This window comes from Streptomyces sp. NPDC045956 (assembly GCF_056430705.1).
Genome location: NZ_JBWKKZ010000006.1, coordinates 143,397 through 166,288, shown reverse-complemented (window position 1 = coordinate 166,288; position 22,892 = coordinate 143,397). Strand labels below are relative to the sequence as shown.

Genomic DNA, 22,892 nt, shown 5'->3' with positions numbered 1-22,892 from the left:
CGGGCAAAGGCGGACAGACGGAAGGGGGCGGTACGGAGATCCGTACCGCCCCCTTCCGTCTGTCCGGCGGGCTCAGAGCACCTTGGACAGGAACGCCTTCGTCCGCTCGTGCTGCGGGTCCGTCAGGACGTCGCGCGGGTTGCCCGACTCGACCACCACACCGTCGTCCATGAAGACCAGGCTGTCGCCGACCTCGCGGGCGAAGCCCATCTCGTGGGTGACGACGACCATCGTCATGCCGGACTCGGCGAGGTCGCGCATGACGTCGAGGACGTCACCGACCAGCTCCGGGTCGAGGGCCGAGGTGGGCTCGTCGAACAGCATCAGCTTCGGGTCCATCGCGAGGGCCCGCGCGATGGCCACGCGCTGCTGCTGGCCGCCGGAGAGCTGCGAGGGGTAGTTGCCGGCCTTGTCGCCGAGGCCCACCCGCTCCAGGAGCTGGCGCGCGCGGTCCCGGGCCTGGGCCCGGCTGACGCCCTTGACCTGGACCGGCGCCTCCATGACGTTCTCGACGGCCGTCATGTGCGGGAACAGGTTGAAGCGCTGGAAGACCATGCCGATGTCCCGGCGCTTGACGGCGACCTCGCTGTCCTTCAGCTCGTAGAGCTTGTCACCCTTCTGGCGGTAGCCGACCAGCTCGCCGTCGACGTACAGCCGCCCGGAGTTGATCTTCTCCAGGTGGTTGATGCAGCGCAGGAAGGTGGACTTGCCCGAGCCCGAGGGGCCGATGAGGCAGAACACCTCGCCCTGCTCCACCTCCAGGTCGATGCCCTTGAGGACCTCGACCGCGCCGAAGGACTTGTGGACGCCCTCGGCCTTCACCATGGCGGTCATGCCGCGCCTCCCGTCGTCTTGGAGCGGTTCGACAGGGACAGCAGGTTCGCCCTGATCTTCTGCATCGGGGTGGCCGGCAGGCTGCGGCTGGAACCGCGGGCGTAGTACCGCTCCAGGTAGTACTGGCCGACGCTGAAGACCGAGGTCAGCAGCAGGTACCAGGCCGCGGCCAGGAACAGCATCTCGGCCGGGGCGCCGGAGGTCTGGCCGATGTCCTGGGCGACCCGGAACAACTCCGCATACTGGACGACCGACACCAGTGAGGTCGTCTTCAGCATGTTGATGACCTCGTTGCCGGTCGGCGGCACGATCACGCGCATCGCCTGCGGCACCACGATCCGGCGCAGCGTCTTGGTGTGGCTCATGCCGAGCGCGTGCGCCGCCTCGGTCTGGCCCTCGTCGACCGCGAGCAGACCCGCGCGGCAGATCTCCGCCATGTACGCGGCCTCGTTGAGACCGAGGCCGAGCAGCGCCGTCAGGAACGGCGTCATGAAGTCCGACCACTCGTCGCGGTAGAACGGCCCGAGGTTGATGTACTCGAAGACCAGGCCCAGGTTGAACCAGACGACCAGCTGCACCAGCACCGGCGTGCCGCGGAAGAACCAGATGTAGAACCACGCGATGGACGAGGTCACCGGGTTCTTCGACAGCCGCATCACGGCGAGCAGGATGCCGCCGACGACGCCGATCAGCATCGCCAGGACGGTGATCAGCAGCGTCTTGCCCATGCCGGTCAGGACACGGTCGTCGAAGAAGTAGTCCGGGATCGCACCCCAGTTGATCTTGCCCTGGGAGAACGCGTACACGACGGCGGCCAGCAGCGCGATCGCCACGACCGCGGAGACGTACCGCCCGTAGTGCCGGACCGGGATGGCCTTGATGGCTTCCGGTCCGGCCGGCGGGGTGTCGGCCGGGCCGCCCGCCGTCTTGTCGATGTCAACAGTCACGGATGTTGCCTTTCAGTGCCCGCCGCGCGGTCACTTGCCGCCGTTGATGGTGGCCTCCGTGACGGCGCCTTCCGCCACGCCCCACTTGTCCATGATCTTCTTGTACTCGCCGTTGGCGATGACCGCGTCCAGCGCCGCCTTCAGGGCGTCCCGCAGCTCGGCGTTGTCCTTCGCGACCGCGATGCCGTACGGAGCGGCCTCGACCTGCTCGCCGACGAGCTGGAAGTCGTTGCCGCCACCGGAGGTCTTCACCGCGTACGCCGCGACCGGGAAGTCGGACGAGCCGGCGGCGGCGCCGCCCGCGCGCAGGCGGGTCTGGGCCTGCTGGTCGTTGTCGAAGGCCTCCATGGCGATCTTCTTGCCGGCCGGGCACTTCTCGTTCTCGGCCTTGGCGAGGTCCTCGGAGACCGTGCCGCGCTGGACCACGAGCTTCTTGCCGCACAGGTCGGACCAGGTCTTGATGCCCTGGTCGTCGCCCTTCTTGGTGTAGATCGAGACACCGGCGGTGAAGTAGTCGACGAAGTCGACGCCCTGGCCGACCTTCTTGCCGGTGTCGCCGTCGATGCCCTGCTGGCGCTCCGGGGTGTCGGTCATCGCGGACATGGCGATGTCGTAGCGCTTGGAGCGCAGACCGGTGATCAGGGTGTCGAAGGTGCCGTTCTCGAACTCGAACTTCACCCCGAGCTGCTTGCCCATGGCGTCCGCGAGGTCCGGGTCGATGCCGACGGTCTTGCCGGACTTGTCCTTGAACTCGACCGGAGCGTAGGCGATGTCGGAACCGACCTTGACGACGCCCTTGTCACGGATGGACTGGGGCAGCTTGTCCGCCAGCGGAGCGCCCGCGGCGGACTGGCTGTCGCTGCCGGAGTCGCTCTTCTCGGTCTGGTCACCGCATCCGGTGAGCAGCAGGGCGCCTGCGACCGCGATCGCACCGACCGCTGCTAGCCGGGACTGCGCGGCGGTCGTACGACGGGTGGAGCGTGCGGTCATGGTGGTTCCTCCGGCGGATGAAAGGAGATGCCGATGGGGACGGTGGAGTTCCGGTGGGGCTGGGCGCCGCCCGGGGGCCGGCCGGCGCCGTGGGTCGACGAGTGCACGCGTCTTCGAGTGTCGCGACCCCGTGTGATTACGGCATCTTGCCATTCGGACTCGGCCATTCAGGGGGGACGGGATGTCAAAATCGGATAACGGGTCACCCCCCGAACCGCACCAGGTCGGTACATCCCGTCCGAACCTTTACGGGAATCGGGCCTTCCGGCCGGAAAATCTTCGGCATTCCACTGAATGCGGGCACGGTTCGGCAGTGTGCGCGGCCGTTGAAGGCCCGTTGTCCAGGCATGTCAAGGGCTCGAGGGAAGTTGTCCTGATCCCCGGCTATGAGCCATGTCACCGGCATGCGGCGTTCGAGGTCCGACATGTGAGCTTGCCTCTATCGGACTCGTCGGGGGGGCCGTCCGTCGGGTAAGAAGGTTCTTTACACCCCTCATCAGGGGCTCAGGGCGCGTGTGCGGCGCGCCCGTCGCGCAGGGCCCATGTGGCGCGGACAGCCACCTTCCTGTGCGGTGCCCGCCCATTCCTCACCAGGAGTGGACAAACCCTCAAACCATGAACTCTTAAGGGGTAAGACAAAGTGGCAGCGGAGATCGTCAATCCTCGCAGCGACAGCGAAGCCGGTACGGAACAGGAGGCGGGGGAGCCCCTCGACTCCTTCGACCCGGCGTTCGCTCTGCATCGCGGCGGCAAGATGGCCGTGCAGGCCACCGTGCCGATCCGTGACAAGGACGACCTGTCCCTGGCGTACACGCCCGGCGTCGCGAAAGTGTGCAGCGCGATCGCCGAGCAGCCCGACCTGGTGCACGACTACACCTGGAAGTCGTCGGTCGTGGCGGTCGTGACGGACGGTACGGCCGTCCTGGGACTCGGGGACATCGGCCCCGAGGCCTCCCTTCCGGTGATGGAGGGGAAGGCGATCCTCTTCAAGCAGTTCGGCGGTGTCGACGCGGTCCCGATCGCGCTCGACTGCACGGACGCCGACGAGATCGTCGAGACGGTGGTGCGGCTCGCTCCCTCCTTCGGCGGTGTGAACCTGGAGGACATCTCGGCGCCGCGGTGCTTCGAGATCGAGCGCAAGCTCCAGGAGCGCCTCGACATCCCGATCTTCCACGACGACCAGCACGGCACGGCGGTCGTGACGCTGGCGGCGCTGCGCAACGCGGCGCGGCTGAGCGGGCGGACGCTGGGCGAGCTGCGGGCGGTGATCTCGGGCGCCGGCGCGGCCGGTGTCGCCATCGCCAAGATGCTGGTCGAGGCCGGCATCGGGGACGTCGCGGTCGCCGACCGCAAGGGCGTCGTCTCCTCCGACCGGGACGACCTCACCCCGGTCAAGCGGGAGCTGGCCTCCTTCACCAACAAGGCCGGGCTGTCCGGCACGCTGGACGCGGCCCTGTCGGGCGCCGACGTCTTCATCGGCGTCTCCGGCGGTACGGTGCCGGAGCCGGCGGTGGCCTCGATGGCGAAGGGCGCCTTCGTCTTCGCGATGGCCAACCCGAACCCCGAGGTGCACCCGGAGGTCGCCCACAAGTACGCGGCGGTCGTCGCGACGGGGCGCTCGGACTTCCCGAACCAGATCAACAACGTGCTGGCGTTCCCGGGCATCTTCGCGGGCGCGCTCCAGGTGCGGGCCTCGCGGATCACCGAGGGCATGAAGCTCGCGGCTGCCGAGGCGCTGGCCGCCGTGGTGGGCGACGACCTCGCCGCGGACTACGTCATCCCCTCCCCGTTCGACGAGCGGGTCGCCCCGGCCGTCACGGCGGCGGTGGCGGCGGCCGCCCGTGCGGAGGGTGTCGCGCGCCGGTGACGGCATGACACACCCGGGCCGACGGCTCCGCCCCGACGGGCGGGGCCGTCGGCCGTTCCCGGTCACCTCTGACAAGAGGGCGTGTGTCACAGGGCGCCACGGTTCCGGATGGCCGGTGCGGAACCTATCGTCAAGGTCATGTTCGCTGTCTACGCCGCCCGAATCGACCGCGACCAGCCGCTGACCGGCCTGGAGTTGGGGGAGCGCCCGGCCCCCGAGGCCCGCCCCGGCTGGAGCGTCGTCGATGTCAGGGCCGCTTCCCTCAACCACCACGACCTGTGGTCCCTGCGCGGTGTCGGCCTCCCCGAGGACCGGCTGCCGATGATCCTCGGCTGTGACGCCGCCGGGGTCGACGAGGACGGCAACGAGGTCGTCCTGCACTCCGTGATCGGGCAGACCGGCCACGGCGTCGGCCCCCGGGAGCCTCGCTCGATCCTCACCGAGCGCTACCCGGGGACGTTCGCCGAGCGGGTCGCCGTGCCCACCTGGAACATCCTGCCCAAGCCGAAGGAACTCTCCTTCGAGGAGGCGGCCTGTCTGCCGACCGCCTGGCTGACGGCGTACCGGATGCTGTTCACCAACGCCGGGGTGCGCCCCGGTGACTCCGTGCTGGTGCAGGGTGCCGGCGGTGGGGTCGCCACGGCCGCGATCGTGCTCGGCAAGGCGGCGGGGCTGCGGGTCTTCGCCGCCAGCCGGGACGAGGCCAAGCGCAAGCGGGCCCTGGAGCTGGGCGCCGTGGAGGCCGTCGAGCCGGGCGCGCGGCTGCCGCAGCGGGTCGACGCCGTCATCGAGACGGTGGGCGCCGCCACCTGGTCCCACTCGGTCAAGTCGCTGCGGCCGGGCGGCACGCTGGTCATCTCCGGCGCGACCAGCGGCGACCGGCCCTCGCACGCCGAGCTGACCCGGGTCTTCTTCCTGGAGCTGAGGATCGTCGGCTCGACGATGGGCACCAAGGACGAGCTGGAGGACCTCCTCTCCTTCTGCGCCGCCACCGGTGTACGTCCCGTCATCGACGACGTGCTCCCGATGGACCGGGCCCGCGAGGGCTTCGAGCGGATGGCCTCCGGCGAGCTGTTCGGCAAGATCGTGCTCCAGGCTTCCTGAGCGCGCGGCCCTCTCCTCCTGCCACCTCTCTGTCACGGCGGGTCCGGTTCTCCGGGCCCGCCGTTCGCTTTGTCAATGTGGGTTGACAGTCGTCGGGTTGTCAATCTACGTTGACGCCATGAGTGAAGCTACGGATCTCGCCGCACGTGCGGGTGATCGCGACCCCCGGGTCGGGCTGCGGGCCGTCGCGGCCCTGCGCAGGCTCCTGGAGCAACTGGAGGCGGTGCAGGTACGTGCCGCTCGCCATCAGGGCTGGTCGTGGCAGGAGATCGCCTCGGAACTCGGGGTCAGCAGGCAGGCCGTGCACAAGAAGTACGGGAGGCATTGATGTTCGAGCGGTTCACCAAGGACGCGCGGGCCGTGGTGCAGGGGGCGGCCGAGCACGCCGAGGAGGCGCGGGCGCAGACCGTCGAGGCCGAGCATCTGCTGCTCGCCCTCCTGGACCGCGAGGGCAGCCGCGCCTCCTCCGCGCTGGCGGCCCTGGGCGCCGGCGAGCGCCGGGAGGCGGTACGGGAGGACCTGGCGGAGGCGCGGCGCCGTGCCGGGCTGACGCGGGCGGAGACCGAGGCGCTCGCCGGGCTGGGGATCGACGTCTCCGAGATCGTCGCCCGGGTGGAGGAGACCCACGGCGTCGGTGCGATGTCCGGCCCCCGCAGGAGCAGGCGGTGGTGGTCCGGGCACCGCCCCTTCGGCAAGGGGGCCAAGGAGGTGCTGGAGCAGTCCCTGCGCGCGGCCCTCACCCGGCACGACCGGTACATCGGTGACGAGCACATCCTCCTCGCCCTCACCGTCCGCCCCGGTGTGGCCGCCGAGGTGCTCGCCGATCACGGGGTGACCCACGAGTCGCTGAGCGCGGTGCTGGGAACGGGGCCCGGTGCCGGGGAGGCGTGCGCCTGAGTCTGCGGGTGTGCCGTCCGGCGCGGCCTCCCGGGCACCCGAGGTGGGTGCCCGGGAGGCCGGTCGTGCCCGGGGAACGGGCGCTGCCGGTGCCGGACTCTCAGGGCTTCGGTGCCCGCAGTACCGCGCCGATGCGGGCCGCGGCCGTCGACAGGTGCCGGCGGGTGTCGCGGAGCTGGTCGGTCGTGACGCCGTGGTCGCGGGCCGCGTCGCGGATGTCGTCCCGGAAGCGGTCCAGCAGCCGGTCCAGGTCGCGGGCCGGGTCGCCGGTGGACTCCGAGGCGTCCTCGTGGGCCCAGGCCGGGGTGCAGTCGGCCGGGAAGTCCTCGGGGGTGGCGGAGTACTCGGGAGCGGACGTCTGTCCGGGAGGGGTCGAGCGCTCGGACCGGTGGGTCGTGGTCCCGGTGTCGGTGCGGCCGAAGCCCCACTCCCTGCCGAGGTCCTTCCCGAAGTCCTTGCCGAAGTCGCCGACCTCCTTGGCCAGTTCGCTCAGGCCCTCGCGCAGGCCGGTCGGCCAGTCACCGCGCGAGAAGTGGTCCTGCACCTGTTCCTGGACCCGCTGGGCGATGCGCTGCACCTCCTCCTGCGCCTGGGCCCGGGCCCGCTCCTGGGCCTCCTTGGCCTGGTGCCGGGCCCGCTGAGCCTCCTCGCGGGCGCGGCGGCTCTCGTCCTTGGCGCGGCGGGCCTGGTCCTTCCACTCCTGCTTGACGCGCCGCATCTCCTCCTTGGCCGCGCGCCAGGCCTCGTTCTCGTCGGCGTCCGCGGCGCCGGAGGCGGAGCCCTCGCCGCCCTCGGACGTCGCCGAGCCGGCACCCCGGCGGGCGGCGCCGGCCGCGGCCCGCATCTCCCGGCGCAGGTCACCCGCCGCTCCGCGGACGTCGGCGCGGATCTCGGCGGCCAGCTCGGCGACCGACTCGCGGATCTCCAGCTCCAGGTCGGCCAGCTCCCCCGCGCGGTCGGCCAGCTCGGCGCGGCCGGCGTCCGTGATGGCGTACACCTTGCGGCCGCCCTCGGTGGTGTGGGTGACCAGGCCCTCGGCCTCCAGCTTGGCCAGGCGCGGGTAGACCGTGCCCGCCGACGGCGCGTACAGGCCCTGGAAGCGCTCTTCGAGGAGGCGGATCACCTCGTAGCCGTGGCGCGGGGCCTCGTCCAGGAGCTTGAGGAGGTAGAGGCGGAGGCGGCCGTGGGCGAAGACGGGGGGCATGTCAGAGCACCTTCTTGTCGGTCGTGCCGTCGGCCGGGGCGCCGGGGGCGCCGTGGTCCCGGCCGGAAGCGGAATTGTCCCCCGGGTCGTCCTGCGGGTCGCCCACGGGGGCGGTGTCCTGGGGCCGCCCGTCCCACGGGGTGTCCTCCGGTGCCGGACGGCGCAGCAGGGCGATCGCGCCGGAGACGGTGGTGGCCTTCAGCCGGCCGTTGCCCGCGCCGAGCCGCCCGGTGATCCGTTTGGCGCCCCACTGCCCGCCCACCCGCAGGTCCTCGAAGGCGCTGGAGACCGTCCCGCTGGCCGTGTTCGCCTCCACCCGCGCGTCGGCCGGCTGCGGCAGCCGGATGGCGATCTCGCCCGAGACGCTGGTCAGGTCGATGGCGGTGGACGAGCCCGTGGTGTCCAGGTCGACGATCATCGAGCCGCTGACCGAGTCGGCCCGGACGGAGGAACCCGCCTCGACCACCGTCAGATCACCGGAGACCGAGTGGAAGCTCAGGTCGCCGGTGAGAGCCTGCGCCTCCACGCTCCCGGAGACGGTGTCCGCGCGGACCGGGCCGGCGAGGCCCACCAGCGTGGTGTCCCCGGTCACGCCCTTCACCCGGGCCCGTCCGTCGAGCCCCGAGACGACGGCCGCCGCGCTGACCACGCCCACCTCCACACGGGTGCCGGTCGGCACCGCCAGGGAGACCACCGCGCTGCGCTGCCAGCCCTTGCGGTCGAGCCACTTGAGGAAGCCCTTCCAGGGCAGATCGTCATAGGCCACCGTGAGCACGCCGTCCTGGTGGGTCACGATCAGGGGCGGGCCCTCGATCTCGGACACCTCCAGGCGGGCGGAACCCTCGTCCGTACCCACGACGTTGACCGTTCCGTGGACGACGCGTACGTGGAGCTCGCTCACGGACTCGTCGAAGGTGAGCTTCCTGGGCTCCGCGACGGACCACTCGGACATGCGGCAGACCTCCTCGACCGAACGCGCCATATCGCGTCCTGCTATTCACGATATATCGCGGACGCCCAAAGTCAAGGCGCCCGTTCCGGTGATCTCCGAACGGCCGGGAGGGAGGCATTGCCCTAACTTGTGACCATGTCGACGCACGAGCCCGTGTCCGCCGCGGCCGCCGCCGGTGCCCTGCTGCTGTGCCGCGCGGAGCCGGCCCCCGTGGCCGCCGTGGCCCCGCTGCTGGGCGAACGCATGCCGCTGGCCAGGGCCGGCGGCGAATGGAGCGTGCTCGTTCCGGAGGGCGGGCCCTGGCGGCACGGCGGCGAACCCGTCGACCGCGTGCTCACCGGCTGGGCCACCGCGCTCGCCGTGGGCGCCCCTTGGCCCGTGCTCGCCCTGTGGTGGGACGCCGACCGGGCCGGTTACGCGCTCGCGTCGGGATTCCGCCGGCCCGTCGGCTACGTGTGGCTCGCGGACGGCACCCCGGTGGGCGAGGACGAGGCGATGCGCACCTTCGCGGCCCGTCTGGGCCTGGACCCGGTCCTCGACCTCGACTCGCTGGAGGGGCTGACCCGGGCCGATCCCGGGGCCGACGCACGGGCAAGGCTGCACGGACTGCTCGCGGTCCTCACGCGCGCGGGGCTCGCCCTGCCCGCCGGGCTCGACCCCGGTGCGAGCGCGGACCGCCTCGGTGCGGTCGCCCGCGACCTGCCCGAAGCCCGGCGCACCGAGGCCCCCGGGTGGCGCCCCACCGCCGACGAGACCCCGCTCGCGCCGTGGATGCCCTGGGTGGGCGGCCCAGGGGCGCGCGCCCTGGCCCTGGCGCAGATGGCGGCGGGCCTGCCGCTGGCCGCCTGGGGCCTACGGCGGCGCAGCGGCGGCTGGACGGCGGCGGGGGCACTGCTGATGGCCCACGGCGCCCTGGGAACGGCGTACGGCCTCTCACGGCGTCACTGACGGGCGCGCGGCGGGGGAGCCGTCCCGTCACCCGGGGCGGGCAGGGCGCCGTGGAGCGGGGGTGGGCGGAGCGGGCTGGTTACGCGTCCTCGTCGTCCTCGTCGTCCAGCCGCGCCAGCCACGTCGCCAGTCGCTCCACGGGGACCTCGAAGTCCGGGTTCAGGTCGACGAAGGTCCGCAGCTGCTCGGCGAGCCACTCGAAGGTGACCTCCTCCTCGCCGCGCCGCTTCGCCAGTTCCTCGATGCCGCGGTCGGTGAAGTACAACGTGTTCTCCGTCGGATGGGCCGGCCGGACCGGCCGGGTCGAACAGGGGCGGTCCCCTCGGAGCCGCTGGCCCCAGGAACCGCTGGCCCCAGGAGCCACTGGGCCCAGGAACAGGTGGTCCCAGGAACAGGTGGTCCCAGGATATGCGGTGCCCGGCACGCCGAAGGGCCCGGTCCGCGTTCCTCGGAACGCGGACCGGGCCCTCGGGGACCGCCGTCGGGGCACCTCAGGCCCGTTCGGGGATCAGGCCTCGAACACCTCGCGCACCAGCTGCTCCTGCTCGGCCTGGTGCCGCTTCGCGGAACCCACGGCCGGGGACGAGCCGTGCGGCCGCGAGATGCGGCGCAGGCGCTCGCCGTGCGGGACGTCGGCGCCGACCGCCAGGTCCAGGTGGTCGATCAGGTTGAGCGCGATGAACGGCCAGGCACCCTGGTTCGCCGGCTCCTCCTGGACCCACAGGTACTTCTCGGCGTTCGGGTACTTGGCGATCTCCGCCTGGAGCTCGGCACCCGGCAGCGGGTACAGGCGCTCGATGCGGATGATGGCCGTGTCCGTGACGCCGCGCTTCTGCCGCTCGGCCTCCAGGTCGTAGTAGACCTTGCCCGCGCAGAAGACGACCTTCCTGACCGCGGCCGCCTCGACCGATTCGTCGCCGATGACCGGGCGGAACTGGCCCGTCGTGAACTCCTCCGCCTTCGAGGCCGCGGCCTTCAGGCGCAGCATCGACTTCGGGGTGAAGACGACCAGCGGCTTGTGGTGCGGGTTGTGCACCTGCCACCGCAGGAGGTGGAAGTAGTTCGACGGCAGGGTCGGCATCGCGACCGTCATGTTGTTCTGCGCGCAGAGCTGGAGGAAGCGCTCCGGGCGGGCCGAGGAGTGGTCCGGGCCCTGGCCCTCGTAGCCGTGCGGGAGCAGGAGCGTCACGCCGCTCGTCTGGTTCCACTTCTGCTCGGCCGACGAGATGAACTCGTCCACGACCGTCTGCGCGCCGTTGACGAAGTCGCCGAACTGCGCCTCCCACATCACCAGCGCGTCCGGGCGGGCCAGCGAGTAGCCGTACTCGAAGCCCATCACCGCGTACTCGGAGAGCAGCGAGTTGTAGACGTTGTACCGGGCCTGCTCCTCGGACAGGTACAGCAGCGGCGTGAACTCGTCGCCCGTCTCGCGGTCGATGACCACCGCGTGACGCTGGCCGAAGGTGCCGCGCTGCGAGTCCTGGCCGGTGAGACGGACCGGCACACCCTCCAGGAGGAGGGAGCCGACGGCGAGGGTCTCGCCCATGCCCCAGTCGATCGTGCCGTCCTCGACCATGGCCGCGCGGCGCTGCAGCTGCGGCAGCAGGCGCGGGTGGATGGTGACGTGGTCGGGGATGTTGACCTGGGACTCGGCGATCCGCTTGACCGTCTCGGCGCTGACCGCGGTGTTCACGGCGACCGGGAACTCGGCCTGCGGGTCCGAGGGCTCCACGGAGGAGGGCTGTGAGACGGCCTCGCGGACCTCGGTGAAGACCTTCTCCAGCTGCCCCTGGTAGTCCTGGAGCGCCTGCTCGGCCTCCTCCAGGGTGATGTCGCCGCGACCGATGAGGGACTCGGTGTACAGCTTGCGCACCGAGCGCTTCTTGTCGATCAGGTCGTACATCAGCGGCTGGGTGAAGGCCGGGTTGTCCGACTCGTTGTGACCGCGGCGGCGGTAGCAGATGAGGTCGATCACCACGTCCTTGTTGAACGCCTGGCGGAACTCGAAGGCCAGCCGCGCGACGCGGACCACGGCCTCCGGGTCGTCGCCGTTCACGTGGAAGATCGGGGCCTCGATCATGCGGGCCACGTCGGTGGCGTACATCGAGGAGCGCGAGGACTCCGGGGCGGCGGTGAAGCCGACCTGGTTGTTGATGACGACGTGGACCGTGCCGCCGGTGCGGTAGCCGCGCAGCTGCGACATGTTCAGGGTCTCGGCCACCACGCCCTGGCCCGCGAAGGCCGCGTCGCCGTGGATCGCCACCGGCAGGACGGTGAAGTCCGTGCCGCCCTTGTTGATGATGTCCTGCTTGGCGCGCGCGACGCCCTCCAGGACCGGGTCCACCGCCTCCAGGTGCGAGGGGTTCGCGACCAGCGAGACGTTGATCTGCTCGCCGTCCAGCCCGGTGAAGGTGCCCTCGGCGCCCAGGTGGTACTTCACGTCGCCCGAGCCGTGCATCGACTTCGGGTCGAGGTTGCCCTCGAACTCCCGGAAGATCTGCGCGTACGACTTGCCGACCACGTTGGCCAGCACGTTCAGCCGGCCGCGGTGGGCCATGCCGATGACGACCTCGTCCAGGCGGGACTCGGCCGCCGAGTCGATGACCGCGTCCAGCAGCGGGATGACGGACTCGCCGCCCTCCAGGGAGAAGCGCTTCTGGCCGACGTACTTCGTCTGGAGGAAGGTCTCGAAGGCCTCCGCCGCGTTCAGCCGGCGCAGGATGCGCAGCTGCTCCTCGCGCTCCGGCTTGGTGTGCGAGCGCTCGATGCGGTCCTGGATCCACTTGCGCTGCTTCGGGTCCTGGATGTGCATGAACTCGACGCCGGTGGTGCGGCAGTACGAGTCGCGCAGCACGCCGAGGATGTCGCGCAGCTTCATCAGGGACTTGCCGGCGAAGCCGCCGACCGCGAACTCGCGCTCCAGGTCCCACAGCGTGAGCCCGTGCTCGGTGATGTCCAGGTCGGGGTGCTTGCGCTGCTGGTACTCCAGCGGGTCGGTGTCGGCCATGACGTGGCCGCGGACCCGGTAGGAGTGGATCAGCTCGAAGACGCGGGCGGCCTTGGTGACGTCGTCGTCGTGCGAGGCGTCGATGTCCTTGAGCCAGCGGACCGGCTCGTAGGGGATGCGCAGCGCCTCGAAGATCTCGTCGTAGAAGCCGTTCTCGCCGAGGAGGAGGTTGGCGACCTGGCGCAGGAACTCGCCGGAGGCGGCGCCCTGGATGACCCGGTGGTCGTAGGTCGACGTGAGCGTCATGACCTTGGAGATGCCGAGCTTGTTCAGGGTGTCCTGGGAGGTGCCCTGGAACTCCGCCGGGTAGTCCATGGAGCCGACGCCCATGATGACCGACTGGCCGGGCATCAGGCGCGGCACCGAGTGGACGGTGCCGAGGCCGCCGGGGTTGGTCAGCGAGACCGTGACGCCGGAGAAGTCGTCCATCGTCAGCTTGCCGTCGCGGGCGCGCCGGACGATGTCCTCGTAGGCCTGCCAGAACTCGAAGAAGTTCAGCGTCTCGGCCTTCTTGATCGCCGCGACGACGAGCTGGCGGTCGCCGTTCGGCTTGACCAGGTCGATGGCGAGGCCGAGGTTGACGTGGGCCGGCTTGACGAGGGTCGGCTTGCCGTCCTTCTCGCCGAACGAGTGGTTCATCGCCGGCATGGCCTTGATGGCCTGCACCATCGCGTAGCCGATCAGGTGCGTGAAGGAGATCTTCCCGCCCCGGGCGCGCTTGAGGTGGTTGTTGATGACGATGCGGTTGTCGAAGAGCAGCTTCACCGGGACCGCGCGCACGGACGTGGCCGTGGGCAGCTCCAGCGAGGCGTTCATGTTCTTCGCGACCGCGGCGGCCGGGCCGCGCAGCGTCACCGTCTCGGGGCCCTCGGGGGCCGCGGCGGCGTCCTTCGCGGGGGCGGCCGCCTTCGCCGCGGGCTTGGCGGCGGGCCGGGCCTGCGCGGGCTTGGCGGGCGGGGCCGCCGGAGCGGCGGCGGGCTGCGCTGCCGGCTTCGCGGCGGGGGCCGGCTGAGCCGCCGGGGCGGGCGCCTGTGCCTTGGCCGGGGCAGGAGCCTGCGCGGGGGGCGCGGGGGCGGCCTGGGGCGCGCCCGCGCTCTCGTTCGCGGTGCCGGCGGCCGGCTGGGCCGCGGCGGCTCCGGGCTTGTAGTCGGCGAAGAAGTCCCACCAGGCTCGGTCCACGGAATTCGGGTCCTGGAGGTACTGCTGATAAATCTCGTCGACGAGCCACTCATTGGCACCGAACGCGGCAGCGGGGTTCTTGCCCGCTTGGTCGGTGTCGGTCGAGATGCTCGAGTTACTGGGGGACTGTGGCGACACGGCGAGAACCGCCCTCTTCCGCTTCACAAGATGGTGGACAGCGGGAATCAAGGCTACGCCTCCCTGACCCGGAAGGTCAGACCGGGCCCGTTCATCGTCGCGTAAGTCACATTGCAGACCGCGTTTCGGCGCTGGAAATGGCGGGAAACAAGCGAGGTTCTGATGCGTGAGGGAAGGGGAGACCCGGGCCCGGCGCCGGGACAACGCGGGCCTGTGCCTGATCACACGTGTCCGTCGGCGCGGATGCCCGTGGATCTTGGTGCTCCGCTTCGAACCCTACGTCAACTCGGCAACGAGGGCAGGCCCGGAAGAGTGATGAGAATCCGGCATCCCCGCTCGGATTCGGCCACACCGATCCGGCCGCCGTGCAGATCCACCGCCCAGCGGGCGATCGCCAGGCCCAGCCCGGTGCCGCCGTCGCTGCCCGGACCGTGCGGCCGGGACACCGAACCCCGGTTGAACCGCTCGAAGACCCGGCGCCACTCCGAGCGCGGAATGCCGGGGCCCTCGTCGAGGACCTCCAGCTCCAGCGATTCGGGCAGGTCGCCGCGTCGCGCCTTGACCGTCACCCGGCCGTGCGGCGGGCTGTGCTTGACCGCGTTGTCGATGAGGTTGGCGACGACCTGGTGGATGCGCTCCGGGTCGGCGTGCGCGGTGAGGTCCGACGGGAAGACGTCGAGCGCCAGGTGGACGTCGGTGCGGGTGTGGCTGCCCGAGCCCGAGGCGATGCCCGCGCGCGCCGAGGCGACCATGTTGGCCTCCTTGAGCACGCCGGAGAGGTACGGCCAGACCTCGAAACGCCTCTGGCGCAGCGGTATGACGCCGTTGTCCAGGCGGGAGAGGTCCAGCAGCGTCTCCACCAGCCGGCCGAGCCGCTCCGTCTGCCCGAGGGCCGTCCGCATGGTCTCCGGGTCGGCCTCGGTCACCCCGTCGACGATGTTCTCCAGCACCGCGCGCAGCCCCGCGATCGGGGTGCGCAGCTCGTGCGAGACGTTCGCCACCAGCTCCTTGCGCTGCCGGTCCTGGGCCTCCAGGTCGTCGGCCATGCGGTTGATGGTGACGGCCAGGTCGCCCAGCTCGTCGCGGCGGTTCTCGCGCACCCGGCGCGTGTAGTCACCGTGCGAGATCGACCGGGCCACGGCGTTCATCTCGTCCAGCGGGGCGGTGAGCGAGTGCGCCACGAACTGCGTGATCAGCAGGGTGGCGATCATCGAGAAGACCGTGATGAAGCGCAGCTCCGTCTTGGTGTGCACCGCGATCACCGAAAGGCCCGTGGTGATCAGCACCGACGTGACGACCAGCGCGCCCAGCTTGGTCTTGATCGAGAACGGGCGAACACCGCCCCAGGGATCCCCGGTGGTCCGGGGGCCGGGGCTCCTCCGTGCGGCCTCCCGTCCCCGGCTCATGGCGTCGGCGTCTCCAGCGCGTAGCCCACACCGTGCACCGTGCGGATGCGCTCGGCGCCGATCTTGCGGCGCAGCGCCTTGATGTGGCTGTCCACGGTCCGGGTGCCGGAGGCGTCCGCCCAGTCCCACACCTCGGCCAGCAGCTGCTCGCGGGAGAGCACCGCGCGCGGGGTGTTCGCCAGGCACACCAGCAGGTCGAACTCGGTGGGGGTGAGGTGGACGTCCTCGCTGCGCACCCGCACCCGGCGCTGCGCGTGGTCGATCTCCAGTTCGCCGAGGCGCAGGATGCCGCTGCGCGGCGTGGAGGCGGCCACGACCGCCCGCTCCACCCGGCGCAGCAGCACGTGCACGCGCGCCGCCAGCTCACGCATCGAGAACGGCTTGGTCATGTAGTCGTCGGCGCCGACGCCGAGCCCGACCAGCATGTCCGTCTCGTCGTCGCGCGCCGTGAGCATGAGTACCGGCACCGGGCGGGAGGCCTGCACGCGACGGCAGACCTCCAGGCCGTCGAAGCCGGGCAGCATGATGTCGAGGATCAGCAGGTCGGGCTGCCAGGCCTCGGCCGTGTCGACGGCGGCCGGACCGTCGCCCGCCGTCTGCACCAGGAAGCCCTCGGCGCGCAGGCGGGTCGCGATGGCGTCCACGATCGTCTGGTCGTCCTCGACCACCAGCACCCGGCGCTGTGCGCCCTGGGTGGCCGTCGCCGTGCCGTTGTGGGAGGTCTGTGTCTGCTCCATCGCCCGCCCCTGAGGTGTGCTTACCGGAATCAGTGGGGTGATCCCTCGTCTGCGCATGACTGCGATTGACGCTTGAATGACCGCGTCAGGTCAGCAGCGTACGGGGAGTCACCGGGCCTTTGCTATCCAGGCCCGACGCCGAGGTGGACGACGTCCGGAACGCCCCGGGCAACGGGGATCTCTTCGGTACGCACCTGTTGGAACCCGGCATTACGCAAGGTTTCTTCGAATTCCGGAGAGGGTCGCGCGGACCACACGGCAAGCACCCCGCGGGGTCTCAACACCCGTGCGCATCCCGCCAGTCCGGCCCCCGAGTAGAGCCCGCCGTTGCCCTCGGTGACAGTCCAGTCGGGGCCGTTGTCGATGTCCAGGCACAGCGCGTCGTACGTGGCGGAAGTCTCATTGACGTGATCGATCAGATCCGCCTCGACGATCTCCGTGCGGGGGTCGGCGAGCGCCTCGGCGGACATCCCGGCCAGCGGTCCGCCGCGGTGCCAGTCGATGACGGCGCGTTCCCGCTCGACGACCGCGATACGGCCCCAGCGCGGGTCGGCCGCGGCGTGTGCGAGCGAGAATCCGACGCCGAGGCCGCCGATGAGCAGGTGCGGCGCGGGCCGCTCGCCGGAGGCGGTGAGCGCGTCGGCCGCCGCGTCGACCAGCCGCCGTTCGGAGCGTCCGTCGGAGGTGTCCATGAGGAAGCAGCCGTTCGCGATGATCTGCAACAGCGTCCCGTGCCGGCGCAGGACCACCTCGCCGTACGGGCCCTCGCGACGGTCCAGCACTTCGGGGAGGTCGTGGGGATCGTGGGAAGTGAGGGGCATCGGCCCATCCTGGCAGGGAGGAATGCGGCGGGTCCCGGCCTTGCTCTCACTCGGGCGGGCCGGGGTGTCCGTGAGTGTCCGGCCCGGAGGCCCGAGCATGTTCGGCCCGGACGCCCGGAACGTGCCCGGCCCGGACGCCCCGCCGGCTCCACCCGGCCGCCCGACCGGCTCCGCGGCTTGATCGCTCACAGCGAACACGCCTCGGGGAACAATGCGGGGCTCCCTTTCATTGAGTCGGTGTAACTCAACTTGACTGCCGAAGGGGAGATCATGGCTGCTGAGTCCGCCGCCTTCACACCGCTCACCCTGCCCGTGCTGCCGCTCGACGACGAAGTGGTCCTGCCCGGCATGGTCGTCCCCCTGGACCTGAGCGACGCCGAGGTGCGGGCCGCGGTGGAGGCCGCCCAGGCCGCCGCCAGGTCCGAACCCGGCAAGCCCCGCGTCCTGCTCGTCCCCCGCGTCGACGGCACCTACGCGAAGACCGGCGTCCTCGGCACGGTCGAGCAGGTCGGCCGGCTCGCCGACGGGGACCCCGGCGCCCTGGTCCGCGGCCGGGGCCGGGTGCGGATCGGCGCCGGCACCACCGGGCCGGGCGCCGCGCTGTGGGTCGAGGGGACGCGCGTCGACGAGACCGTGCCCGAGCCGCTGCCGGGCCAGGTCGCCGAACTGGCGAAGGAGTACAAGGCCCTCGCCACCGCCTGGCTGCGCAAGCGCGGCGCCTGGCAGGTCGTGGACCGGGTCCAGGCCATCGACGACGTCTCCGCGCTCGCCGACAACTCCGGCTACTCGCCCTTCCTCACCACCGAGCAGAAGGTCGAGCTGCTGGAGACCACCGACCCGGTCGCCCGCCTCAGGCTCGCCACCCAGCAGCTGCGCGACCACCTCGCCGAGCAGGACGTCGCCGAGACCATCGCCAAGGACGTCCAGGAGGGCGTCGACAAGCAGCAGCGGGAGTTCCTGCTGCGCCGCCAGCTCGAAGCCGTGCGCAAGGAACTGCGGGAGCTGAACGGCGACGGCAAGGACTCCGCCGAGGAGTCCGACGACTACCGCGCCCGCGTCGAGGCCGCCGACCTGCCCGGGAAGGTCCGCGAGGCCGCCCTCAAGGAGGTCGACAAGCTGGAGCGTTCCTCCGACCAGTCCCCGGAGGGCTCCTGGATCCGCACCTGGCTCGACACGGTCCTGGAGATGCCGTGGAACGAGCGCACCGAGGACGCCTACGACATCCAGGGCGCCCGCGGCGTGCTGGACGCCGAGCACGCGGGTCTGGACGACGTCAAGGACCGCATCACCGAGTACCTGGCGGTGCGCAAGCGGCGCGGCGACCGGGGTCTGGGCGTCGTGGGCGGCCGGCGCGGCGGTGCCGTCCTGGCACTCGTCGGCCCGCCCGGCGTCGGCAAGACGTCCCTCGGCGAGTCCGTCGCGCACGCGATGGGCCGCAAGTTCGTCCGCGTCGCCCTCGGCGGCGTCCGCGACGAGGCCGAGATCCGCGGTCACCGCCGTACGTACGTCGGTGCGCTGCCCGGCCGGATCGTGCGGGCGGTCAAGGAGGCCGGGTCGATGAACCCGGTCGTGCTCCTCGACGAGATCGACAAGGTGGGCTCGGACTTCCGGGGCGACCCGGCCGCCGCCCTCCTGGAAGTCCTCGACCCGGCGCAGAACCACACCTTCCGGGACCACTACCTGGAGGTCGAGCTGGACCTGTCCGACGTCGTGTTCCTCGCGACGGCCAACGTCCTGGAGGCCATCCCGGAGGCGCTGCTCGACCGCATGGAGCTGGTCCGCCTCGACGGCTACACCGAGGACGAGAAGGTCGTCATCGCCCGCGACCACCTGCTCCCGCGCCAGCTGGAGCGGGCCGGTCTCGACGGGGACGAGGTCGCGGTCGACGAGGGCGCGCTGCGCAAGCTGGCGGGCGAGTACACCCGTGAGGCGGGCGTACGCACCCTGGAGCGGTCGATCGCCCGGCTGCTGCGCAAGGTGGCGGCCCAGCACGAGCTGGGCGAGCGGGAGCTGCCGTTCACCGTCACCGACGCCGACCTGCGGGCCCTGATCGGCCGGCCGCACCACGTGCCGGAGTCCGCCCAGGAACCGGCGGAACGGCGCACCTCCGTGCCGGGCGTGGCCACCGGCCTCGCGGTCACCGGCGCGGGCGGCGACGTCCTGTACGTGGAGGCGTCGCTGGCCGACCCGGAGACGGGAGCGGCGGGGCTGACCCTGACCGGTCAGCTGGGCGACGTGATGAAGGAGAGCGCGCAGATCGCGCTGAGCTTCCTGCGCAGCCACGGCGCCGAGCTGGAGCTGCCGGTGGCCGACCTGAAGGACCGGGGCGTGCACATCCACTTCCCGGCGGGCGCGGTCCCCAAGGACGGCCCGAGCGCCGGCATCACGATGACCACGGCGCTGGCCTCGCTGCTCTCCGGGCGGCTGGTCCGCACGGACGTGGCGATGACCGGCGAGGTCTCGCTGACCGGCCGCGTGCTGCCGATCGGCGGGGTCAAGCAGAAGCTGCTCGCGGCGCACCGGGCGGGCGTCACCACCGTGATCATCCCCAAGCGCAACGAGCCCGACCTGGACGACGTCCCGGCGGAGGTGCTGGACAAGCTCGACGTGCACGCCGTCACCGACGTGCGCCAGGTCCTGGAACTGGCCCTCGCACCGGCGACGAGCGGTGCGCGGTCCGAGGTCCCGGTCGCGGCCTGACGGAACCGCGGCCGGAAAGGGCGGGGCCCCGGGTTCGGGGCCCCGCCCTCGCGCGGTCAGCCGTTGGCGAGCGCCTGCACCCGGTCCAGGGCGCCGTTGAACCGGTTGTGGTCCCCGACCGTCGGCCCGGACGAGGTGTACTGCCACATCGTGTAGTAGCCCCAGCCGGCCGGCAGGGTGCCCACCGTCGAGGCGTACCGGGCGATCCACAGCGGGTTGTTCACGGCGAAGCCGCCGTAGTTGCCGGTGCACTGGGTCCACCAGCTGGTGGCCGTGTAGATCACGGCGTCGCGGCCGGTGCGGGCCTTGTAGGTGTTCAGGAAGTCGCGGATCCAGGTGACCATCTGGCTCTGCGTCCTGCCGTAGCAGGCGGCCCCGTACGGGTTCCACTCGATGTCCAGCGCGCCCGGCAGCGTCCGGCCGTCGCGGGACCAGCCGCCGCCGTGGTCGACGAAGTAGTTGGCCTGGGCGGCGCCGCTGGTCGTGTCCGGGGTCGCGAAGTGGTACGCGCCGCGGATCATGCCGACGTCGTACGAGCCGTTGTACTGCTGGGCGAAGTAGGGGTTGGTGTAGTACGTCCCCTCGGTGGCCTTGACGTAGGACCACCTGACCCCGCTGTTCCACAGCGTCGACCAGGCGACGTTGCCCTGGTGGCTGGAGACGTCGACGCCCTCCGTCTGGGTGGCGTCGCCGGGCACGGGGGTGCCGTGCCGCCCGTCGTGCTCCAGGACGCCCATGCCCATGTGGGCGGAGCCGCGGGGCGGGACGTCGGCGGCCGACGCGGAGTGCGCCGGAAGGGTGAACAGCAGGGAGAGGGCGGCGAGCAGGATCCCGGTGACGGCTGAGCGCCGCCCGGGGGCCGATCCGGATCTGTGCACGGGCATGGCGTGCCTCCGCTGGGTCGGTGGTGCTCCGTGGGGGTTGCTCGGTGGGGGTGCGCGGGGGAGGAGGACGACGAGGGTGGCGTGAGCATGCCACCCTCGTCCCGGGCTCCGACGCTACGCACGTAGAACGGCGGGTGGAAGAGGGACCGGGAGCCGCCGTTGGTCTACGCCTGCGAAATACTTGCCGAGCTGCGGAGACGGCGCACCGTGGCGGAAACTTTCAGGAACGGGAAAACCTAGGCAGGGGCTGACGTGCACGAAGACGGGAACGGCGGCGGTCGCGGGGTCGGCTCCGCCGTGAACGGCAGTGGTGTGAACCAACCGGAGTTCCTGGCTCTGGAGCGGGAGTTGACCGTCCTGCTCCGGCGGGCCCGCGCCAACCAGGGCGAGATGGCCCGCGAGGTCCACCCCGACCTCGAATCGTCCGCGTACGGCCTTCTCGTGCGCCTCGGCGAGTGCGGCGGCCAGCGGGCCACGGAGCTGGCCGCCTACATCGGCGTCGGCAAGGCCACGATGTCCCGCCAGCTGCGCGCCCTGGAGGACCTCGGGCTCGTCGCCCGGGAGCCCGACCCCGCCGACGGCCGCGCCTGGCTGATCACCCTCACCCCGGAGGGCCAGGCCCGCGTCGGCCGGGTCCGGGAGGCCCGCCGCGCCCGCTACGCCCGCCGGCTCGCCGACTGGGACCCCCGCGAGGTCACGGAACTGGCCAGGCTGCTGCACGAACTGAACCGGGGCATGGAGAAGTAGCGCCGCCACCCGGCGGGCGGGTCACAGCTCCGCGTACACCACCGTCGCGTCGTCGTGCGTCTTGCCGCGCCCCAGGAACGCCCGGCCCCCCGCCGCGTCCGCGCGCTCCAGCTCGCGCACCCGGTCCACCAGGGCCCGCGCTCCCTGCTTGCGCACCAGGGCCAGGCACTGCGCCCAGTCGCCCTCCCCGAACTTCTCCACCCACCGCGCCGCCCCGTCCGTCAGGGCCGCCAGGGTCCGCACCTCGGCGCGCGGCAGCACTCCCGTCACCGCCCGCCGCGCCACCGCCGGGTCGGCCGCGGCCGTGAAGAAGCCGCCCTCCTTGTTCCGCAGTCGGGCGTCCACCAGCGCGTCGGTGGCCAGGGCCGAGCGCGGCAGCCGGGCCAGCCGGTCGTCCAGGACACCCGTGACCGTGCCGTCGGGGGCCTCCACCAGGAGGGCCGAGTCCGACAGGACCAGGTACTCGACCGCGGCCGGGGACCAGCGGGCCAGGACGACGGTTGCCTGGGGCGTCCGCGGGTGAGAAAGATCACAGGTTTCCGCGTGTGCGGCCGAGGTATGCGCGATGGCGCGGGACAGGGCTTCGGTGAGAGGAACATCCGGGAGTGAAACGGTCAGTTCGGTCAGTGCGCCGCCGAGGCGTGCGGTGAACCAGGGCACGGAATGCAGACACCCCGTCCCGCTCGACGGCGGTGTCACGCCGTCGAGGACGACGATCGCACCCCCCTGTCCCGAGGCCGGAAGCCCGACGCTCGCGAAGTCCTCGTTGGGGTGGTCGGCCTGACCGGGTTCCGAGACCAGTTCCGTGCGCATCCGGCCAGTCTGCACGACCCCTTCACAGTGTTCGCAAAAGACCGGCAAGTTGCCCCGTTGCGACGCGGCGACGCAGGTCAGGCGCCCATTTTGGGGGGGAATTCGGCACTCCGGGATCGCGTGGCGGCACATAGTGCCACCGCCCGTCACGGACGTCCAACCGGCGCGCCAGGCGGGCGTGTCGCACCGGCCGCGAGAACTTGCTCACCAACTCCCCTCCGGGGTTCACTCCTTCGGGTGGCGGGTCGGATGATGCACGCCCACCGCCCACCGGCACTGGGAGGGTCGGGATCCGGTGGGAGGCTTGTCCTGCACACGCGGTCCGCCCGCCCGACGCGCGGTCGGCGGCTGGGAGACAGTCCAGAACGCGGCGGCGGGCGCACGCGCCGACCGGCCAGTTGACGGAGCGCCACCCGGACCCACGGGTACACGAGTCAGGAATGCGAGCACCGGTGCAGAAGACGCGGCCTCGTCGCACAGACAAGCAGCCGACCCCCGCGGGGAGCGCGGAACGTACCCCCGGCACCTCCGCCCCGGCGCCACCGGCGGCCCCCGTCGGCAAGGGCCGCCCGACCCATGTGCGCAACCGCCTCATCGTCGCCGTGGCGGTCGTGGGGGGGGGGGGGGGGGGGGGGGGGGGGGGGGGGGGGGGGGGGGGGGGGGGGGGGGGGGGGGAAGGGAAAGAGAGGGGGGGGGGGGGAGGGGGGGGGAAAGGGA

The 22,892-nt window shown here is 71.7% G+C and carries 19 protein-coding genes; 7 read left to right on the top strand and 12 right to left on the bottom strand.

Going from position 1 to position 22,892, the window contains the following annotated elements; genetic code table 11:
• Window positions 1-72: 72 nt before the first annotated feature.
• From AC07FV_RS17760 to AC07FV_RS17750, 3 genes are read right to left on the bottom strand one after another with little or no spacing between them, the layout of a single operon-like run.
• The gene (locus AC07FV_RS17760) at window positions 73-834 is read right to left on the bottom strand and encodes an amino acid ABC transporter ATP-binding protein (RefSeq protein ID WP_356604478.1); all 762 of its coding nucleotides are present in this window, start codon (window positions 832-834) and stop codon (window positions 73-75) included.
• Window positions 831-1,781, bottom strand: a complete 951-nt coding sequence (locus AC07FV_RS17755; protein WP_356604480.1) for an amino acid ABC transporter permease — start codon at window positions 1,779-1,781, stop codon at window positions 831-833. Before AC07FV_RS17755 ends, AC07FV_RS17760 begins: the two co-directional genes overlap by 4 nt.
• A 30-nt stretch (window positions 1,782-1,811) precedes the next feature.
• The gene (locus AC07FV_RS17750; RefSeq protein WP_479088238.1) at window positions 1,812-2,771 is read right to left on the bottom strand and encodes an ABC transporter substrate-binding protein; all 960 of its coding nucleotides are present in this window, start codon (window positions 2,769-2,771) and stop codon (window positions 1,812-1,814) included.
• A 640-nt stretch (window positions 2,772-3,411) separates the two neighbouring features.
• Here AC07FV_RS17750 and AC07FV_RS17745 point away from each other — a divergent pair.
• The 4 genes from AC07FV_RS17745 (at window position 3,412) to AC07FV_RS17730 (ending at window position 6,639) form a co-directional block, all read left to right on the top strand.
• Complete coding sequence (locus AC07FV_RS17745; protein WP_383646339.1) at window positions 3,412-4,638, top strand: NAD(P)-dependent malic enzyme; 1,227 nt, start codon at window positions 3,412-3,414, stop codon at window positions 4,636-4,638.
• 138 nt (window positions 4,639-4,776) lie between these two features.
• Complete coding sequence (locus AC07FV_RS17740) at window positions 4,777-5,742, top strand: zinc-binding dehydrogenase (RefSeq protein WP_479088236.1); 966 nt, start codon at window positions 4,777-4,779, stop codon at window positions 5,740-5,742.
• A gap of 118 nt (window positions 5,743-5,860) precedes the next feature.
• The gene (locus tag AC07FV_RS17735) at window positions 5,861-6,070 is read left to right on the top strand and encodes a helix-turn-helix domain-containing protein (protein ID WP_053142812.1); all 210 of its coding nucleotides are present in this window, start codon (window positions 5,861-5,863) and stop codon (window positions 6,068-6,070) included.
• On the top strand, window positions 6,070-6,639 hold the full coding sequence (locus AC07FV_RS17730; protein WP_479088234.1) for a Clp protease N-terminal domain-containing protein: 570 nt from the start codon (window positions 6,070-6,072) through the stop codon (window positions 6,637-6,639). Before AC07FV_RS17735 ends, AC07FV_RS17730 begins: the two co-directional genes overlap by 1 nt.
• A gap of 100 nt (window positions 6,640-6,739) precedes the next feature.
• Here AC07FV_RS17730 and AC07FV_RS17725 read toward each other — a convergent pair whose 3' ends face one another.
• Both AC07FV_RS17725 and AC07FV_RS17720 read right to left on the bottom strand, forming a co-directional pair.
• The gene (locus AC07FV_RS17725) at window positions 6,740-7,843 is read right to left on the bottom strand and encodes a PadR family transcriptional regulator (RefSeq protein WP_479088232.1); all 1,104 of its coding nucleotides are present in this window, start codon (window positions 7,841-7,843) and stop codon (window positions 6,740-6,742) included.
• Window position 7,844: 1 nt separating this feature from the next.
• On the bottom strand, window positions 7,845-8,795 hold the full coding sequence (locus AC07FV_RS17720; protein WP_479088230.1) for a DUF4097 family beta strand repeat-containing protein: 951 nt from the start codon (window positions 8,793-8,795) through the stop codon (window positions 7,845-7,847).
• A 135-nt stretch (window positions 8,796-8,930) separates the two neighbouring features.
• Between AC07FV_RS17720 and AC07FV_RS17715 the strand changes: the two genes are divergently transcribed.
• Entirely contained in the window at window positions 8,931-9,743 is an 813-nt protein-coding gene (locus tag AC07FV_RS17715; RefSeq protein WP_479088228.1) for a hypothetical protein, read from the top strand.
• 79 nt (window positions 9,744-9,822) lie between these two features.
• Here the strand turns inward: AC07FV_RS17715 and AC07FV_RS17710 are convergent, their stop codons facing one another.
• The 5 genes from AC07FV_RS17710 to AC07FV_RS17690 form a co-directional block, all read right to left on the bottom strand.
• A complete protein-coding gene (locus tag AC07FV_RS17710; protein WP_053136981.1) occupies window positions 9,823-10,008 on the bottom strand; it encodes a DUF6104 family protein in 186 nt (61 codons plus the stop codon).
• 243 nt (window positions 10,009-10,251) lie between these two features.
• Window positions 10,252-14,067 carry a multifunctional oxoglutarate decarboxylase/oxoglutarate dehydrogenase thiamine pyrophosphate-binding subunit/dihydrolipoyllysine-residue succinyltransferase subunit gene (locus AC07FV_RS17705; RefSeq protein WP_479088226.1) on the bottom strand — a complete coding sequence of 1,272 codons (3,816 nt, stop codon included), beginning with the start codon at window positions 14,065-14,067 and terminating at the stop codon, window positions 10,252-10,254.
• A gap of 281 nt (window positions 14,068-14,348) precedes the next feature.
• Window positions 14,349-15,473, bottom strand: a complete 1,125-nt coding sequence (locus tag AC07FV_RS17700; RefSeq protein ID WP_356604499.1) for a sensor histidine kinase — start codon at window positions 15,471-15,473, stop codon at window positions 14,349-14,351.
• Window positions 15,470-16,210: a response regulator transcription factor gene (locus AC07FV_RS17695; protein ID WP_053136987.1), complete on the bottom strand. Its 741-nt coding sequence runs from the start codon at window positions 16,208-16,210 to the stop codon at window positions 15,470-15,472. The genes AC07FV_RS17700 and AC07FV_RS17695 overlap by 4 nt, the downstream gene beginning before the upstream one ends.
• A gap of 122 nt (window positions 16,211-16,332) precedes the next feature.
• Window positions 16,333-17,031: a spermidine synthase family protein gene (locus AC07FV_RS17690; protein ID WP_479088224.1), complete on the bottom strand. Its 699-nt coding sequence runs from the start codon at window positions 17,029-17,031 to the stop codon at window positions 16,333-16,335.
• 270 nt (window positions 17,032-17,301) lie between these two features.
• On the opposite strand from AC07FV_RS17690, the gene lon reads away from it, so the two are divergent.
• Window positions 17,302-19,731 (top strand): endopeptidase La, encoded by a 2,430-nt coding sequence (gene lon, locus AC07FV_RS17685; protein ID WP_479088223.1) that lies wholly within the window; start codon window positions 17,302-17,304, stop codon window positions 19,729-19,731.
• 56 nt (window positions 19,732-19,787) lie between these two features.
• On the opposite strand, the gene AC07FV_RS17680 is transcribed toward lon, so the two are convergent.
• Window positions 19,788-20,615: a lysozyme gene (locus AC07FV_RS17680; protein ID WP_479088221.1), complete on the bottom strand. Its 828-nt coding sequence runs from the start codon at window positions 20,613-20,615 to the stop codon at window positions 19,788-19,790.
• A gap of 252 nt (window positions 20,616-20,867) precedes the next feature.
• Between AC07FV_RS17680 and AC07FV_RS17675 the strand changes: the two genes are divergently transcribed.
• The gene (locus tag AC07FV_RS17675) at window positions 20,868-21,362 is read left to right on the top strand and encodes a MarR family winged helix-turn-helix transcriptional regulator (RefSeq protein ID WP_479088220.1); all 495 of its coding nucleotides are present in this window, start codon (window positions 20,868-20,870) and stop codon (window positions 21,360-21,362) included.
• 21 nt (window positions 21,363-21,383) lie between these two features.
• Here AC07FV_RS17675 and AC07FV_RS17670 read toward each other — a convergent pair whose 3' ends face one another.
• Window positions 21,384-22,175 carry a protein phosphatase 2C domain-containing protein gene (locus AC07FV_RS17670; protein ID WP_479088218.1) on the bottom strand — a complete coding sequence of 264 codons (792 nt, stop codon included), beginning with the start codon at window positions 22,173-22,175 and terminating at the stop codon, window positions 21,384-21,386.
• Window positions 22,176-22,892 lie beyond the last annotated feature (717 nt).